Source organism: Paraburkholderia suaedae (assembly GCF_040812055.1).
Lineage (GTDB): Bacteria > Pseudomonadota > Gammaproteobacteria > Burkholderiales > Burkholderiaceae > Paraburkholderia.
On sequence record NZ_JBFOAH010000003.1, the window covers coordinates 89,213 to 104,056 of the forward strand.

16 protein-coding genes are annotated in these 14,844 nt (G+C 65.8%); 5 read left to right on the plus strand and 11 right to left on the minus strand.

The features are described from left to right. Positions 1-8: 8 nt before the first annotated feature. The 8 genes from ABQJ48_RS05905 to flgB form a co-directional block, all read right to left on the minus strand. Positions 9-1,229 (minus strand): flagellar basal body P-ring protein FlgI, encoded by a 1,221-nt coding sequence (locus tag ABQJ48_RS05905; RefSeq protein ID WP_367836657.1) that lies wholly within the window; start codon positions 1,227-1,229, stop codon positions 9-11. Positions 1,230-1,231: 2 nt separating this feature from the next. Then, on the minus strand, positions 1,232-1,930 hold the full coding sequence (flgH, locus tag ABQJ48_RS05910) for a flagellar basal body L-ring protein FlgH (RefSeq protein WP_367836659.1): 699 nt from the start codon (positions 1,928-1,930) through the stop codon (positions 1,232-1,234). A gap of 28 nt (positions 1,931-1,958) precedes the next feature. Next, positions 1,959-2,747, minus strand: coding sequence for a flagellar basal-body rod protein FlgG (flgG, locus tag ABQJ48_RS05915; RefSeq protein ID WP_367836660.1), 789 nt, complete (start codon positions 2,745-2,747; stop codon positions 1,959-1,961). Positions 2,748-2,908: 161 nt separating this feature from the next. Then, the gene (flgF, locus tag ABQJ48_RS05920) at positions 2,909-3,667 is read right to left on the minus strand and encodes a flagellar basal-body rod protein FlgF (RefSeq protein ID WP_367836661.1); all 759 of its coding nucleotides are present in this window, start codon (positions 3,665-3,667) and stop codon (positions 2,909-2,911) included. 16 nt (positions 3,668-3,683) lie between these two features. Beyond that, a complete protein-coding gene (locus tag ABQJ48_RS05925) occupies positions 3,684-5,249 on the minus strand; it encodes a flagellar hook-basal body complex protein (RefSeq protein WP_367836663.1) in 1,566 nt (521 codons plus the stop codon). Between the two features lie 43 nt (positions 5,250-5,292). Continuing rightward, positions 5,293-6,015: a flagellar hook assembly protein FlgD gene (locus ABQJ48_RS05930; protein WP_367836665.1), complete on the minus strand. Its 723-nt coding sequence runs from the start codon at positions 6,013-6,015 to the stop codon at positions 5,293-5,295. A gap of 10 nt (positions 6,016-6,025) precedes the next feature. After that, the gene (gene flgC / locus ABQJ48_RS05935) at positions 6,026-6,451 is read right to left on the minus strand and encodes a flagellar basal body rod protein FlgC (RefSeq protein ID WP_367836667.1); all 426 of its coding nucleotides are present in this window, start codon (positions 6,449-6,451) and stop codon (positions 6,026-6,028) included. Positions 6,452-6,570: 119 nt separating this feature from the next. After that, on the minus strand, positions 6,571-7,068 hold the full coding sequence (flgB, locus tag ABQJ48_RS05940) for a flagellar basal body rod protein FlgB (protein WP_367836668.1): 498 nt from the start codon (positions 7,066-7,068) through the stop codon (positions 6,571-6,573). A gap of 218 nt (positions 7,069-7,286) precedes the next feature. Between flgB and flgA the strand changes: the two genes are divergently transcribed. From flgA to ABQJ48_RS05965, 5 genes are all read left to right on the plus strand, one after another. Continuing rightward, positions 7,287-8,780, plus strand: coding sequence for a flagellar basal body P-ring formation chaperone FlgA (gene flgA / locus ABQJ48_RS05945; RefSeq protein WP_367836669.1), 1,494 nt, complete (start codon positions 7,287-7,289; stop codon positions 8,778-8,780). A gap of 174 nt (positions 8,781-8,954) precedes the next feature. Further along, complete coding sequence (gene flgM / locus ABQJ48_RS05950; RefSeq protein WP_367836670.1) at positions 8,955-9,308, plus strand: flagellar biosynthesis anti-sigma factor FlgM; 354 nt, start codon at positions 8,955-8,957, stop codon at positions 9,306-9,308. 94 nt (positions 9,309-9,402) lie between these two features. Next, on the plus strand, positions 9,403-9,852 hold the full coding sequence (locus ABQJ48_RS05955) for a flagella synthesis protein FlgN (RefSeq protein WP_367836671.1): 450 nt from the start codon (positions 9,403-9,405) through the stop codon (positions 9,850-9,852). Between the two features lie 310 nt (positions 9,853-10,162). Next, complete coding sequence (locus tag ABQJ48_RS05960) at positions 10,163-10,345, plus strand: type II toxin-antitoxin system HicA family toxin (protein WP_367836672.1); 183 nt, start codon at positions 10,163-10,165, stop codon at positions 10,343-10,345. Next, positions 10,342-10,752 (plus strand): type II toxin-antitoxin system HicB family antitoxin, encoded by a 411-nt coding sequence (locus ABQJ48_RS05965; protein WP_367836673.1) that lies wholly within the window; start codon positions 10,342-10,344, stop codon positions 10,750-10,752. The genes ABQJ48_RS05960 and ABQJ48_RS05965 overlap by 4 nt, the downstream gene beginning before the upstream one ends. Before the next feature lie 48 nt (positions 10,753-10,800). Here the strand turns inward: ABQJ48_RS05965 and ABQJ48_RS05970 are convergent, their stop codons facing one another. Genes ABQJ48_RS05970 through flhF form a run of 3 tightly spaced genes read right to left on the minus strand, consistent with a single transcriptional unit; the run spans position 10,801 to position 14,424 of the window. Further along, entirely contained in the window at positions 10,801-11,535 is a 735-nt protein-coding gene (locus ABQJ48_RS05970; RefSeq protein WP_367836674.1) for an RNA polymerase sigma factor FliA, read from the minus strand. A gap of 29 nt (positions 11,536-11,564) precedes the next feature. Then, positions 11,565-12,434, minus strand: coding sequence for a MinD/ParA family ATP-binding protein (locus tag ABQJ48_RS05975; RefSeq protein ID WP_367836675.1), 870 nt, complete (start codon positions 12,432-12,434; stop codon positions 11,565-11,567). Continuing rightward, a complete protein-coding gene (flhF, locus tag ABQJ48_RS05980) occupies positions 12,427-14,424 on the minus strand; it encodes a flagellar biosynthesis GTPase FlhF (RefSeq protein ID WP_367836676.1) in 1,998 nt (665 codons plus the stop codon). Before flhF ends, ABQJ48_RS05975 begins: the two co-directional genes overlap by 8 nt. Positions 14,425-14,844 lie beyond the last annotated feature (420 nt).

Below are 14,844 nucleotides of genomic sequence, written 5' to 3' on the forward strand. Positions count from 1 at the left end.
CGTTTCCCTTAGATGATTTCCAGGTCGGCGCGCAAAGCGCCGGCCGCCTTCATGGCCTGCAGGATCGACATCAGATCCGCCGGCGTTGCACCGAGTGCGTTGAGCGCCTTCACCACATCGGCGAGGCTCGCGCCGGCGTTCACCAGCTTCAGTGCGCCGTTGTCCTGCTTCATCTGGATTTGCGACTGCTGCGCGACCACCGTGCGGCCGTTCGAGAATGCGCCGGGCTGGCTCACGACCGGCTGCGTGTTGATCACCACCGACAGATTGCCGTGCGCCACGGCGCAGTTCTGCAGCGTGACCATCTGGTTCATCACGATCGAGCCGGTGCGCGCGTTCAGGATCACCTTCGCGGCGGCCTGCGCCGGCCTCACGTCGAGGTTCTGCAATTGCGCCATGAACGAGACCTGCTGCTGCGGATCGGCCGGCGCGCGCAACTGGATGGTGCGGCCGTCGAGCGCCATGGCGGTGCCGCTGCCGAACGCATTGTTGACCGCGGCGACGACGCGCTGCGTAGTGTCGTAGTCCATGTCGTTCAGGTCGAGCTGCATGGTGCCCGCTTGCGACACCGACGTCGGCACCGCGCGTTCGACGATCGCGCCGCCTGCGATGCGGCCCGCAGCCAGCGTGTTGACCTGCACCCTGCTGCCGTTGGCGCTTGCTCCGGCGCCGCCGACCGCCAGGTTGCCCTGGCCGAGCGCGTACACCTGGCCGTCGGCGCCCTTGAGCGGCGTGAGCAGCAAGGTGCCGCCACGCAGGCTCTTCGCATTGCCGAGCGAGGACACCGTGACGTCGATCGCTTCACCGGGACGCGCGAACGGCGGCAGCACCGCCGTCACCATCACGGCGGCGACGTTCTTCAACTGGATGTTCGACAGCGACGACTGCGAGTTGCTCGACCCCGCCGCCTGGTTGTTGATCGAGATGCCGAGGTTCGCCAGCATGTTGGCAAGCGTCTGCGTGGTGAAAGGCGTCTGGGTGGTCTGGTCGCCGGTGCCGTCGAGACCGACCACGAGGCCGTAGCCGATCAGCGGGTTGTCGCGCACGCCCTGGATCTGCGCAAGATCTTTCAGCCGCTCTGCATGCGCGGGCGTGGCGGCCGGCAGCGCCGCGCAAGCGAGCGCGATAAACGCGAGCGCCCGGCCGGCGCGCGAGGCCGCCGCGCGGACAGCGGCGAAACTCGCGTTGCGGACGACGCCGGCCGCGCGGCGCGGGAATACGGTGCGCATGATCACCACGGCGACACGTTGAGGAAGAAGCGTTGCAGCCAACCCATGTTCTCGGCCTCATCGAGATAGCCCTTGGCGGAATACTCGATTTTCGCGTCGGCCACCTGAGTGGAATACACCGCGTTCAGGCTGGAGATCGTGTTCGGATTGACCACGCCGGAGAAGCGCACGAATTCGTTGCCCTGGTTGATCAGCATTTGCTTTTCGCCGCTGACGACCAGGTTGCCGTTGGCCTGCACGCCCGTCACGGTGACGGTGATCGTGCCGTTGAACGTATTCGACGCATTGGCGCCGCCCGTGCCGGAAAACACGTTCGCGCCGTTGGCGCTGAGATTGGTCTTGGCGAACAGGCCGCCGAGAAAGCCCGCGGTCGGCACGGTGAAACTCGTGTTGCCGTTGCGATTGGCATTCGCGCCCGACGATTTGGTCGCGTTGATGTTTTCGGCAATCACGATGGTGATGATGTCGCCGACATTGCGCGGCCGCTGATCTTCGAACAGCGGTCGGCCCGCGTAGCCCGGGTTGTAGATCGAACCCGGCGCCTGCGATTGCGGCGGAAGCGGCGGCAATGCCGTCATCGGCTGCTGGGTGATCGGCTGCTTGGGCACGAGGCCGCAGCCACCAAGGGCTGCGAGCAGCGTGAGCTGCGCGAGCGCCTGAGCGGTGCGCGAATGAACCGGAATGCGAGTGAAGTACGACATCGAGATTACCTTCTTCCGTTCCCAGCCTCTAGACCTGCATCTGGCTGAGCGTCTGCAGCATCTGGTCGGAGGTGGTCACGGCCTTGCTGTTGATTTCGTAGGCGCGCTGGGTCTGAATCATGTTCACCAGTTCCTGCACCACGTTGACGTTCGACGCTTCGACATAGCCCTGATTGAGCGTGCCCGAGCCGTTCAGGCCGGGCTGCGCGATGTTGGGCGCGCCCGACGAAGCCGTCTCCGAGAACAGGTTCTCGCCCTTCGCATCGAGACCGGCCGGGTTGATGAACGTGGCGATCTGCATCGAGCCGAGCTGCTGCGTATTGGACGACCCGGAGACCGTGACCGACACCACGCCGTCGCTGCCGATCGTCATGGAAGTGGCGTTGGTCGGGATCGTGATGGCCGGGATGACCTGATATCCGCTCGACGTGACGAGTTGCCCCTGGGCGTTGGTCTGGAACGAGCCGTCGCGGGTGTAGGCGGTCGTGCCGTCGGGCATCTGCACCTGGAAGAAACCCGCGCCGTTGATCGCGACGTCCTTGGAGTTGCCGGTCTGCTGCAGATTGCCCTGGGTGTACAGACGCTCGGTTGCGACCTGTTGCACGCCCGTGCCGAGCTGGATACCGGACGGCAGTTCGGTTTGCTGCGTCGAGTTCGCGCCCGGCTGGCGGATCGTCTGATACAGCAGGTCCTCGAACACTGCTCGCGAGCCTTTGAAGCCGTTGGTACTGACGTTCGCGAGGTTGTTCGAGATCACGTCCATCTGCGCCTGTTGCGCATTCATGCCGGTTGCGGCGATATAAAGCGAGCGATTCATCGTTGTTCTCCTTTGTCGACCGGACTTAGCGCTTCAGCGCTTAGTCCGGTCCCATGCACCTGTTGCGGTCGACCGGACTTAGCGCTTCAGCGCTTACTCCGGTCCCATGCAACCTGTTGCGGTCGACCGGACTTAGCGCTTCAGCGCCGACTCCTGTCCCACTAGCTAAAAGTCAGCAACTGGTTCGCAGACTGATCGTTCTTGTCAGCGTTTTCGAGCAGCTTGGTCTGCATCTGGAACTGGCGCGCGTTGGTGATCATCGACACCATCGCGCTGACCGGATTCACGTTGCTGCCCTCGAGCGAAGCCGGCGCCAGCGTGACGGCCGGATCGGCGTCGGCGGGATTGCCGTCGGCAGTGCGAAACAGGCCGTCGTCGCCGCGCGTCAGGGTTTGCGGGTCGGGATTGACCAGCTTCAGCTGATCGACCGTCACCACGGCCGTCGGCGGATCGCCCGGCGTCAACGCGGATACCGTGCCGTCCTTGCCGATCGTGATCTGCGCACCCGGCGGCACCGACACCGGACCGCCGTTGCCAAGCACCACCTGATTCGTGGCGTTCACCAGTTGACCGTTCTCGTCGACATGCAGATTGCCGGCGCGCGTATAGGCCTCGTTGCCGTCGGCGGTCTGCACCGACAGCCAGCCCGGACCCTGGATCGCTACGTCGAGCGGATTGCCGGTCTGCTGGATCGGCCCAGGCGTATAGTCGGCGCCCGGCGTGGACGACAGCACGAAGGTGCGGGTGGTGTTGTCGTTGATCGAGCTGCCATCGCCGAACGACATCGGCACGGCACGGAAAGTCTCCAGTTGCGCCCGAAAGCCCGTGGTCGATGCATTCGCGAGGTTGTTCGCGACGACCGCCTGCTGTTCGAGCGCCTGGGCGCTGCCCGACATCGCGGTGTAGATCAGCCGATCCATGATGGGTCCCGGTCGCTTACAGGTTGATCAGGGTTTGATCGACGGTCTGCTGGGTCTTGATCGTCTGCGCGTTCGCCTGATAGTTGCGTTGCGCGGTGATCAGGTTCACCAGTTCGCTCGTCAGATCGACGTTCGAGTTTTCTACCGAGCCGCCTTGCAGCACGCCGTGGTTTGTCGAGCCCGGCGTGGAAATCTGCGCCACGCCCGACGCCGACGTCGCGCCGTACTCGTTGTTGCCCAGATCGACGAGGCCGTTCTGATTCGCGAAGTTCGCCAGCACGATCTGCCCGAGCGCCGAGGTTTGGCCGTTCGAGTAGTTGCCGGTCAGCGTGCCGTCGCTCGCGACCGTGAAGCCGGTCAGCGTGCCCGCAGCAAAGCCGTCCGGCTGCAGGTTGTTCACGCCGTCCTTGCCGCCGAACTGCGTGGTGCCGCCAATGTTCAGTGTGAGGTTCTGCGGCGTCGCCGATCCGTCGCTCGTGGGGACTGAGAGGTTGAACTGGAACGGCGTGGCGGTTGCGGCGAACGTGAACGGGGACGCGGGCGGGGCGGGCGGAGGAACGATGGGGGTGGCCTGCGTCGTGCCGGTCAGCGTACCCGACGAATTGAAGCTCGCCTGACCGACCAGCGTTGCAGCACCGGTCGACACGCCCGCGTAGACATTCCACGTACCGGCGCTGGACTTGGCGAAGTACATGTTGAGCTGCTGCGAGCCGCCAAGCGTGTCGTAGACCGTCGTGCTGGTCGAAAAGTTGTAGGTTGTCGAACTGTTCTGATTGAACGCGATCGGCGCGGGGGTGACGTTGAAGCTCTCGCCGCCCACCGCTGCGCCGGTGAAACTGATGGTTTGCCCGTTGCCGAGCGGGATCGCGGTGCCCGCGGTGTAGTTTCCGGTGACCGGAGGAGTGCCGGCCGTAGTGTCCGCAACCGTGTAAGTCGGGATGGTGCTCGGGGCCACCGGAGCGGTGAAGCTGATCGTGTAGTTGTCGGCGTTCGTGCCGGAGGCGCCGTTAGTGATTGACACGCCGCTGGAGGTCAGCGCAGCGATCGCGGCGGGCGTTACCGTCGGCGTGCCCAGCATCAGATTGTCCTGCGCATTCAGGTTCAGCGCGGCGGCAATCTTGGTGGTCGGCGAGGGCGCGATATTCGCGGTCGGCACCTGCAGCGGCACGGTTTGCGCGGTGTTGATCACGCCGCCGTTGCTCGCCCCATAGCCCATCAGCTGCAGGCCTTGCGCATTGGTGATGAAGCCGTTCTTGTCGAGCTGGAACACGCCGTTACGCGAATAGGTCAGCGTGCCGTTGTTGCTCATCTGGTAGAAGCCATTGCCGTTGATCGCAACATTGAGCGCCTGGTCGGTCGTGGTGATCGTGCCTTGCGAGAACTGCTGCTGGACTTCCGCGAGCCTCGTGCCGATGCCGACCTGCTGGCTCACGGTGGTCGCCACCGAATTGGCGTACATGTCGGCGAATTGCGCAGTGCCGCTCTTGAAGCCGACCGTGTTGGCATTGGCGATGTTGTTGCCGATCACGTCGAGATCGCTCGACGACGCCGACAAACCACTCAAACCTTGTTGGTAACCCATGACGTTCTCCGTATCGGGATAGTCGTAATCGATTGATCGTGAATCAGAGGATCGCGGCGACGCTGGTCAAGCCGACCGTCGAACCATTCGACAGCACGAGGCCCGCACTGCCGGTGCTCTGTGTGACGACGCCTTGCACCGTAGCGCCGGTCAGCGTGGCGGCCGTCGCCGGCTGTCCGTTGATCGTGCCCGCGGCGGTGATCGTGTAGTTGCCATCGGGGAGCGTGTTGCCCGCCGTGTCGGTCGGCGTCCAGCCCACGGGAATCGTGCCGGCCGACTGCTTGCCGAGATCGATCGTGTTGACGATGGTGCCGGCCGAGTTCTTGACGACGACCTGCAGGTCGCTCACGTCGCTCGCCAACTGCACGCCGAAACTGCCGGTTTTGCCGCTCGCCACCGAGATCGAGTTGCCCGGCGCGAGCACGGTCGAGCCGATCAGCAGCGCGGCCTGCGATTGCTGGCCGGCGGAAAGCTGCGTCGACAGGGAGGTGAGCGACGTGTTCAACTGGCTGATGCCCTGCACCGTGCTGATCTGCGCGAGCTGCGAGGTCATCTGCGAGCTGTCCATCGGGTTGGTCGGGTCCTGGTTTTTCAACTGCGCGACCAGCAGTTGCAGGAAGGTGTTCTGCAGATCGGCGGGCGACGTGCCGCCGGTCGAGCCGGTCGAGCCGGTCGAACTCGTGCTGCTGCTCGCGCCGTTCATGGTGTCGAGCAGCGTTTGCGAAACGGTCGTGCCGCTGCCGCCGATGGTGGTGTTGGTGGTCAAGGCGGTCTCCTCAGGTTCCGATCGTCAGCGTTTTGAGCATCAGTGCTTTGGCCGTATTCAGCGTCTCGACGTTGGCCTGATAGGAACGCGAGGCCGAGATCATGTTGACCATTTCCTGCACCGGGTCGACGTTGGGCAGCGTCACATAGCCGTCACCATTGGCAGCCGGATTGCCCGGCTCGTAGGCCGTTTTCATCGGCGAAGGGTCGTCGACCACGCCGGTGACCTGCACGCCGCCGACCTGCTGCCCCGAGGCCGAGCGCGCACCGCCCAGCGGGTCCACCGCGAACACGACCTGCTTGGCCCTGTACGGCTGGCCGTCGGGCCCCGTGGTACTGTCCGCGTTGGCGAGATTCGACGCCGTCACGTTGAGCCGCTGCGACTGCGCGGACATCGCGGAGCCTGCAACACTAAAAATGTTCATCAGGGATGGCATGGTTTCCTGACCTCTCCTGCCGGCGCGAACCGGCTTCAATTAAGTCCCGTAGCGATTTGTTCGTGCGTGCTGCGCCGTCTGCGGTTGGATCTGCTGCCGCATGCCCGCATGTCCTGTTACTAGCCGCCCGACGTGATCGCCGCGAGCATCGTTTTGATCTGGTTGGACAACACCGTCATGCCCGATTCGAAGTGCAGCGTGTTGTCGGCGAACTGGACGCGCTCGGTGTCGATGTCCACCGTGTTGCCGTCGAGCGCAGGCTGCGTCGGAACCCGGTAGGCGAGGTTGCCGTAGTCGTCGGGCGAGCCGCCCGTCGCGGCGAGCGTGGCCTTGCCGGCCATGTGGCCCGGCTCGGTCGAAGCCATCGACATACCGCTCGTCACGCCGGCCGGCTGGGTCATGGGGAGCGTCGCGTGGTTCGCTGCGCCTTGGCCGGCGGTGCTGGCGCCCGTCTTCTTCAGCGCCCCGGCCAGCGAGGAAGCGAAATCGACGTCGCGCGCCTTGTAGCCCGGCGTATCGGCGTTGGCGATATTCGACGACAGCAGCTCCTGCCGGTAAGCGCGCACATCCAGCGCCTGGCGGCCGAAAGCGAATTCGGCATCGAGTTTGTCCAGCATGGAAATCTCCCGAGACGGTTCCCCGAGGCTTCCCGTGACTGCCTCGCTCGAACACTGCAGCGACCAGGAAGGCCTTTTTGCATGAAGTGCATCTTATGGGCCGAACGCAAGCGGCAATCGGACGAATAACCGGGAAAGGGGGCTTCTATTCAACGTTTGCGCAGGGGGGGTGCTCACTAGAATGCAAGGCGTACCGATGCATTCCATGGAGAACCGTGATGGACCAGCCCACTTCCGATTTGCCGCAGCGTGCGAGCCGCGCGGCGGCAAATCGTGCGGGCTTGCGCGCCGGCCGGCCGGCGCGTGCCATGCGGCTGGCTCCGCGCTTCGCGCCGCGCCCCACGTCGCGCCTTTTGACGCGGCGGGTGGTGAGCGTCGCGCTGTGGCTCGCGGGCGCCATCGTGCTGCCGGGCGCGAGCCAGGCGCAGGAAAGCGGCGGTCCGATCGTGATTGCGGGCCCGGCTGAAAAGAACCCCGGCGCGCTCGCCGAAATCGCACAGCAGATGCAGACGCCGTCGCAGCGTGCGGCGTCGGCCGCAACGCTGGCGGCCGCCACCGCGCAGTCGATCGGACGCGGGCCGGCGCCACGCGATGCCGATCCGTTCGCGCGCGCTGCGGGCATGAACGGCGCGATCGTGATTGCGGGCGCGAATGAACCCGCCGCCGCACCGGCGATGATTCGCAGCAGCTTCCAACCGGACGCCAACGGGGTCGTCACGATTCCCGCGCCGCGCAGTGCCGGCGCATCGGCCGATGGCGCGCGCGGGAACGCCGCGCCGGCCTCGCGCGCCGTCGTGCCCGTGTTGGTGGCAACGCCCGCGCCGGCGAATCCCGCCGGCGTGCAGCCGGTCGCCGCCAGCGCCGCGGGTGCCGCGGGCGCCGCGCAAAGCAGCGCTATCGACAGCCTCGCGTCGCGCGGCGAGCCGCCGCAATTCGGCGCGAATGGCAAGCCGGTCGCGAGCGCGGCCACGATGCAAAGCCGTCCCACGATCGCCGTAACGCCGACCGTGCGTCAGCCTGCGCCCGCGGTCGCAATCGCGCAGAAGAACATGCAGGCCGCCGCCGTCGCTCAGGCCGCCCCGCTGCCCGGCCAGCAGGACCCCGAGGCGATTCACGCGGCCGCCCTCGCCTTCCTGCAGCAGCAGTCCGCCGGCTTGCCCGGCAAGATCGAGATCACCGTCGCGCCGGCCTTTCCGCGCGGCCTGAGCGCCTGCACCGCGCTGGAAGCGTTCCTCCCGAGCGGCGCGCGCCTCTGGGGCCGCACGACCGTCGGCGTGCGCTGTGCAGGCGAGCGGCCGTGGACCATTTACCTGCAGGCGCGCGTCTCGCTGCACGCCACCTACTATCTGGCTGCGCGCGCGATGGCGCCAGGCGAAGTGCTCAGCGCAGCCGACCTCGTCGCGCGCGACGGTGACCTGACCGGCTTGCCTCAAGCGATCGTCACCGACCCGTCGCAGGCGATCGGCTCGGTCTCGCTCGCGCGGATTGCGGGCGGCATGCCGCTGCGCCGCGACATGCTCAAGAGCGCGTCGGCGATCGCGATCGGCCAGACCGTGCGGGTTGTGGCAGCTGGCGACGGCTTCTCGATCTCGTCCGAGGGCAGCGCGATGAACAACGCGTCACCGGGGCAACAGGTGCGCGTGAAGACCGCGAATGGACAGATCGTCTCAGGCATCGCCAAGGACGGCGCGACGGTGGAGATTGCGCTGTGAACCGGCTGCCCGGCCTTGCGGTCGCGCCGCTAGAGGCCGTGGTGGCGGCTGCGGCGGAACGTGTGTCGATGGAGCCAGATCACTCGGACAAGCAAGGTCCGGCGTGGGGCGATTGCGCTAAAGTTTTGAACGACGGTTGCCGTTATCAGGATCAAATCGTTCAGGAAGCTCATCGTGAAAGTCGATTCCACAACCAGTTCCAATCCCCCGACGTTGAAAGACGGCTTATCCCGCTCGCAGCAAGGCGAGGCTCAGCCCGCGGCCAGCACCGGGCCGGGCGCGAGCGCGGCCGCGCCGGCCTCCGCCGGCGCGTCGGGCGACGCGAGCGTGAGCCTGTCCGGACTGTCGCAGCACTTGCACAGCCTGGCGACATCCGGCTCGGCGGACATCGACACGGCAAGCGTCGAGTCGATCAAGCAGGCCATCAAGGACGGCACGCTGCAAATCGACTCGGGCAAGATCGCGGACGGCGTCTTGCAGACGGCACGCGATCTGCTCCAGACCCAAAGCTCCTCGACCGGCAATTAATCGGCACTTCGCAGTGCGGTGCAGTGCCGATCGGCGGTCGACAAATCCGGCTTGCGAGTCATGCGCGAGCCGCAGTGCCTAGCGAGTTGTTGAAATGAAAGACGCCCTGCTTGCCACCTTGATCGAGGAATATTCGACCGTCGAGGCGTTCGCCTCCGTTCTGACGCTCGAATCGAAGGCGCTGACCGCGCTGTCGCCGCTGGAGCAGTTGCCTGCGGTCGTCGAGAAGAAGACCCAACTGATCGGCGTGCTCGCCACGCTCGAAGCCGCGCGCGACGCGCAGTTGGCGGAACTGGGCTTTCCGGCCGGCTGGCCCGGCATGGAGCTGGTGGCCAGCACCGATGCGCGGATCGCCGAGCAATGGACCCTGCTGCAAAAAGCGGCGGAGCGCGCCCGCCGCGCCAACACCAGCAACGGTGAACTGATCCGCGTGCGCATGAGCTACAACCAGCGGGCGCTGGCCGCCCTGCAGGTGAACGTGCCGCCGCGCGAAGCCGGCTTCTACGGGCCCGATGGCCGCGTTCCGGCGCATTCGGCGCTCTGAAGATTAGCGCTTGGTGATTGCCGGCCACGTGGACCGGCGTGTAACCCAGCATGACCGAAAGGCCCGTCGATGACGGGCCTTTCGCGTTCTTGCTGCCGCGACTTCTTCGCTTTATCTCCGCTCGCGTCGCTCCGACGACCTCAACGTTAGCCATCTGGCTGACTGACGCATAACGCCGCGCCGCGTTGAAATGACAACCCCCTATCGAGCTTTGCCCATTGCCGTTGCGGCAGTGTCTCGGCGCGTCCATAAGCAAAGCTCCACCTCTAGCGGCGTTGTGTAATTGTGTGTACAGTCCAAGGCGTGCAATATGAACAGCGCCGAGGTCGTCAACCTGATCCACACCGAAGGCTGGCGGCTCGTCCGGATATCGGGCAGCCACCATCATTTCCGGCACGCGGTAAAGCCCGGTCTCGTGACCATCCCGCATCCGAAAAAGGATCTGCCGCCCGGCACCCTGAACAGCATTCTCAAACAGGCAGGCCTGAAATGAAGAACCTGATTTACCCGATCGCAATCGAGCCCGGAGACGAGCAGCACGCGTTCGGCGTGGTCGTGCCCGACATTCCTGGTTGCCACTCTGCGGGCAACACGCTGGAAGAAGCCTACGCAAACGCCAAAGAAGCCATCGAAGCGCATCTCGAGACGCTGATCGACGAAGGCATGCCGCTGCCCGAGCGGCGCTCGCTCGACGAGCATCGGCTCAATCCTGAGCTCGCGGGCTTCACATGGGGTTTCGTGACAACGCGCAACATTCCGGCGTTGAAGAAGGCGATCCGCATCAACATCTCGCTGCCGGAGGTGCTGGTGCACGAGATCGACGCGTACGCGCAGGCGCGCGGCATGTCGCGCTCGGCATTTCTCGCGCTGGCCGCCGAACACGAGATGGCCAACGCATGAGCAAAGCCGCGCGCAGCGCGCACCGCCTGTCTAACGCTGCCCGACGGTTCAGTTGGCCTCGGCGTTCGCCCAGGTCATTTCCCTTAGCCGCGTGCGCAGCCGCGCGACGGCCTGGCTGTGCAACTGGCACACCCGCGACTCGCTGACTTCCATCACCGCGCCGATTTCGCGCAGGTTCATGCCGCGCTCGTAGTACAGCGACATCAGCAGTTTCTCGCGTTCCGGCAGCCGGTCTATCGCTTCCACCAGCGCCGAGCGCAGGCTGTCGTCGAGCAGCGCCGAAAGCGGATCGGAATGGTCCACGCAGTAGCGGTCGAGAAACGGTTCGTCGTCGGCGGAACGGTCGAAGTCTTCGTAGTAGATCAACTGGCTGCCGTGCAGGTCCTGCAGCATCGACTGATATTCGTCGAGCGGCATTTGCAGATGCTCGGCGATCTCGGTTTCGCTTGCCGAGCGGCCCAGGCTCTGTTCTACCTTGTGCACCGCCGTTTCCACTTCGCGCGAAGTGCGCCGCAAGCTGCGCGGCAACCAGTCGTTGCTACGCAACTCGTCGAGCATCGCGCCGCGAATCCGCTGGCTGGCATAGGTCTCGAACTGCGCGCCCTGATCTTCCTTGTAGCGGCCGGCGGCATCCAGCAAACCGATCATGCCGGCCTGAATAAGATCGTCGAGATCGACGCTCGCCGGCATCTTGGCGACGAGCTGCAAGCCGAGGCGACGCACGAGCGGTGCGTACTTCGTCAGAACTTCGGCTTGGGAAATCTTTCCCTGGGCGTTATACATCGTGCTTCCCCTTGTCCTTATGCCGCCTCTCAGGCGTGCTGCGCGGACGGTTGGTCGGCGTGCTGCGCCGCTGTGACTGTCGCTGGCGCCATCCGTGGCGTTTTCGACGACATCGCCGGCCGCATCGGCCAGTACTGCAATTCGGCGGCGAGCTGCCGCAGATCGCGCGCAGCCGGCGTCGACGGGAAGGCATCCACGACGCAACGCGACAACTCCACGGCTCGCGCTATCCGGGCGTCGGCGGCAACGCAGCCGGCGTCTCCCAGCGCGACCGTCAGGTAGCGCCCGGCCACGCCGGCCAGATTGGTGAACGTCTTATGCGCGTCGCTTGCGCTTTGGACGTAGTTGGTCAGCACGCGAAACTGCGCGATCGCGTGCGCGTAGTGCAGGCGTTTCATGCACGCGTAGGCGTCGGTGATCGCTTGCGCCGACACGCGCGTGACGATCATCACGTCGTGCGCCTGCCGTGCGAATGACGACAGATGGCCTTGCTCGTCGAGTTGCGCGTCGATCAGCACGATGTCCGTCGAAGCGCCGAGCAACGCGTTGAACTGCTGGAGCGTGTGGCTTTCGCATGTCTCGCGCGACGCGGCCAGCACCGAAAACCCCAGCGCGTGCCGTGCGGCGGCGTCCTCGAGTGTCATTTCGCCGCGCACCACGGCGGAGAGATTGCCCGCGCCGCGCAAGCCGCCGAGCATCGCGCTCACCGATCTGTTGCCTGCGCACTCGTCGATCACGAGGACGTCCTTGCCCTGCTGGGCGAGCGCGGCGGCGAGGTTGACCACCACGGTCGTGCATCCCACGCCGTCTGGTCCCCCCGTCACGGCGATCACGCGAGCGCCGCTGCGGGCGAGCAGCCGCCGCAGGCCTTCGGCTTGATCGGAGACGAGCTTATCCAAAGCGAACCTCGTGCAGCTCGGCGGTCGAACGCGCTGACAATGCCGACAGCAACGCCGGGATGTCGTCGTCGTGCGGAACGAACGGCGAGTTATCGCGCGGAATGCAGAAGGCGCTCTTGATCAAAAATTTCCTGGTGGCAACGTACAGGTTTTCCGGCACCTTCTGCCCGGTCGACACGTAGTGCACCGGCAGCTTGTAGCGGATCACCGCATCGAGCACGCCGCCCAGATTGGTCGCTTCGTCGAGCTTGGTCAGAATGCAGCCGGCGAGCGGCTGCTGGTCGGGCGCACGCTGATAGGCCTGCACGACTTCGTTGAGCGTGTCGCCGTGGCTCGTCGCGTTGAGCAGCAGCAGGCGCTGCACCGGCTGACCGGCGCGGCACAGCATCGCGATCTGCTCCGACACGAGTCGATCGCGCTGACTCATGCCAATCGTGTCGATCAGCACGATGTGCTTGTTGCGCAGCTCGGACAGTGCGAGTTGCAGGTCGGCGCTGTCTTTCACCGCGTGCACCGACACACCGAGAATCTTGCCGAAGATGCGTAGCTGCTCGTGGCCGCCAATTCGGTAGCTGTCAGTCGTGAGCAGCGCGACCTTGCTGGCGCCAAAGCGCATCACGCAGCGCGCGGCGAGCTTGGCGGTGGTGGTCGTCTTGCCGACGCCCGTCGGGCCCATCAGCGCAAAGACGCCGCCGCGTTCCATCAGCGCGTCTTCGTCTTCCATCACCGGCAGGTTCGATTCGAGGACGGAGCGCACCCAGTCCATCCCGCCGTCCTTCGTGTCGATGTCCTCGGGCAGGTTGTCGATCATCATCTGCACGAGCTGCGCGGAAAAGCCCGCGGCGAACAAATGCTTGGTGAGCGCGGCGCGCGACGGGTTGCGGCGTTGACGCTCGCCCCACAGCAGGCCGGCGAAATGCTCTTCCATCATCCCGCGCATCGACGACAGCTCGTTCATCACGGTGTCGTTGACCAACTGTTCCATGCGCGACTTGATCGCGTCGGCGACCGACGCGGACGGGCGGGTGTCCGCGCCACCGGCCTGCACGGGCGCTTGCTTCTGTGCGCTGCGGCGTGCGGCGACTTGCGCGGCTTCGCGGGCCCATTCGTGGGTCTCGGTCGCGGGCACGGCACGCGACGGTTGCGCGGCGGGTCGGGCGAGCTCGACGGCGCCGAGCCCCTTGGCGGTCGCGACCGACGGCGTCATTGCGGCGGCGCGTGCGCTGTATTCGCCTTGCTCCTGCTGTTCGGCCGCCACGCGGCGCGCGTGGTCGATCAGCCACGGGTTCGATTCGGCCATCGTGCGCGATGCCGCGCCATCGGCCCTGGAATCGGCCCGGGAATCGGCCCTCGAATCGGGCGCGACCGGCGCGCCGGATGCTTTGAGCGGGTCTATGCGGATGTCGTCGGACAGACGCGCCGCTGCTGCACGCGCGCTCGTGGCCGCGGAGACGGGCTCGGCGAGCGCTTGTCCAACCGGTCGACGAGCTTGCTGGCCGTGCGCCGGCGCGGGCTTTGCTGCGGCAGTCGGCAACGCCGCCGGGTGTGTCGAGGCGGCCCCTGCCTGGGGCATCGCTTTGGGCGCGGCGGCTTTGAGCGCGGTGCCCGGCGTTTCATCCGCCGGAGCGCGCACCGACGTGCTCGCGGACGTCGTCCCGGCACCCGCTTCCGGGCTCGCGCCGAACACCGACGAAAACACATCGGGCATGCCGCTCGCGTAGGGATTCGCCTGCATGGTCGGCAGTGCGCGAGGGGCGGCGAGGGGCGACTGTCCAACGTTCGCACCCGTCGACGCGGCGCTTGCCGCGTTTGCGCCACCGCGAGCCTTCGGCGTGATGGCTGCGAGATCGCTGTCGGCCAGCGCTACGATCTCGACGCTGCCGTCGTCCATCGTGCGATTGGACAACACGACCGCATCCGGGCCAAGCGCCTCACGAACCAGGCGCAGAGCATCGCGACTGGTGGCACCGACAAATTTACGAATGTTCAAGCTGGACCCCCAACGAGGTGGACGGACTGACGGACCGGCAACACACCGCTTCCACATTGAGAGCAATTATTGCGAAAGGCGTCGAGCGACGATCGATGGATAAAGACCGTTAAAGGTAGGCAATTCGCACGATGGAACGCCGGTGCAGGCGATGCGCAGACGGGGTGGGGGCGGCTCGCTGAGCGGTGGCGTGCGGCGCTTTCTGTGGGATCGGATGCAGCGGCGGACGCGCACAGCGGTGGCCAGTCAGGCGGCGGAATGACAAGCGGCGCCCAAACGGGGCGCCCGCAGAAGCCGCGATGGCGGTTTGCGGTTTGCGGTTTGCGGTTTGCGGTTTGCGGTTTGCGGTTTGCGGTTTGCGGTTTGCGGTTTGCGGCTTGCGGCTTGCGGTTTGCGGTTTGCGGTTTGCGGGCTGCGTTT

Bases quoted from the DNA above. Each gene is read 5' to 3' on its own strand.
- ABQJ48_RS05905 (WP_367836657.1), bottom strand. From the start codon at position 1,229: ATGCGCACCGTATTCCCGCGCCGCGCGGCCGGCGTCGTCCGCAACGCG.
- flgH (WP_367836659.1), bottom strand. From the start codon at position 1,930: ATGTCGTACTTCACTCGCATTCCGGTTCATTCGCGCACCGCTCAGGCG.
- flgG (WP_367836660.1), bottom strand. From the start codon at position 2,747: ATGAATCGCTCGCTTTATATCGCCGCAACCGGCATGAATGCGCAACAG.
- flgF (WP_367836661.1), bottom strand. From the start codon at position 3,667: ATGGATCGGCTGATCTACACCGCGATGTCGGGCAGCGCCCAGGCGCTC.
- ABQJ48_RS05925 (WP_367836663.1), bottom strand. From the start codon at position 5,249: ATGGGTTACCAACAAGGTTTGAGTGGTTTGTCGGCGTCGTCGAGCGAT.
- flgC (WP_367836667.1), bottom strand. From the start codon at position 6,451: ATGCCATCCCTGATGAACATTTTTAGTGTTGCAGGCTCCGCGATGTCC.
- flgB (WP_367836668.1), bottom strand. From the start codon at position 7,068: ATGCTGGACAAACTCGATGCCGAATTCGCTTTCGGCCGCCAGGCGCTG.
- flgA (WP_367836669.1), top strand. From the start codon at position 7,287: ATGGACCAGCCCACTTCCGATTTGCCGCAGCGTGCGAGCCGCGCGGCG.
- ABQJ48_RS05955 (WP_367836671.1), top strand. From the start codon at position 9,403: ATGAAAGACGCCCTGCTTGCCACCTTGATCGAGGAATATTCGACCGTC.
- ABQJ48_RS05960 (WP_367836672.1), top strand. From the start codon at position 10,163: ATGAACAGCGCCGAGGTCGTCAACCTGATCCACACCGAAGGCTGGCGG.
- ABQJ48_RS05965 (WP_367836673.1), top strand. From the start codon at position 10,342: ATGAAGAACCTGATTTACCCGATCGCAATCGAGCCCGGAGACGAGCAG.
- ABQJ48_RS05970 (WP_367836674.1), bottom strand. From the start codon at position 11,535: ATGTATAACGCCCAGGGAAAGATTTCCCAAGCCGAAGTTCTGACGAAG.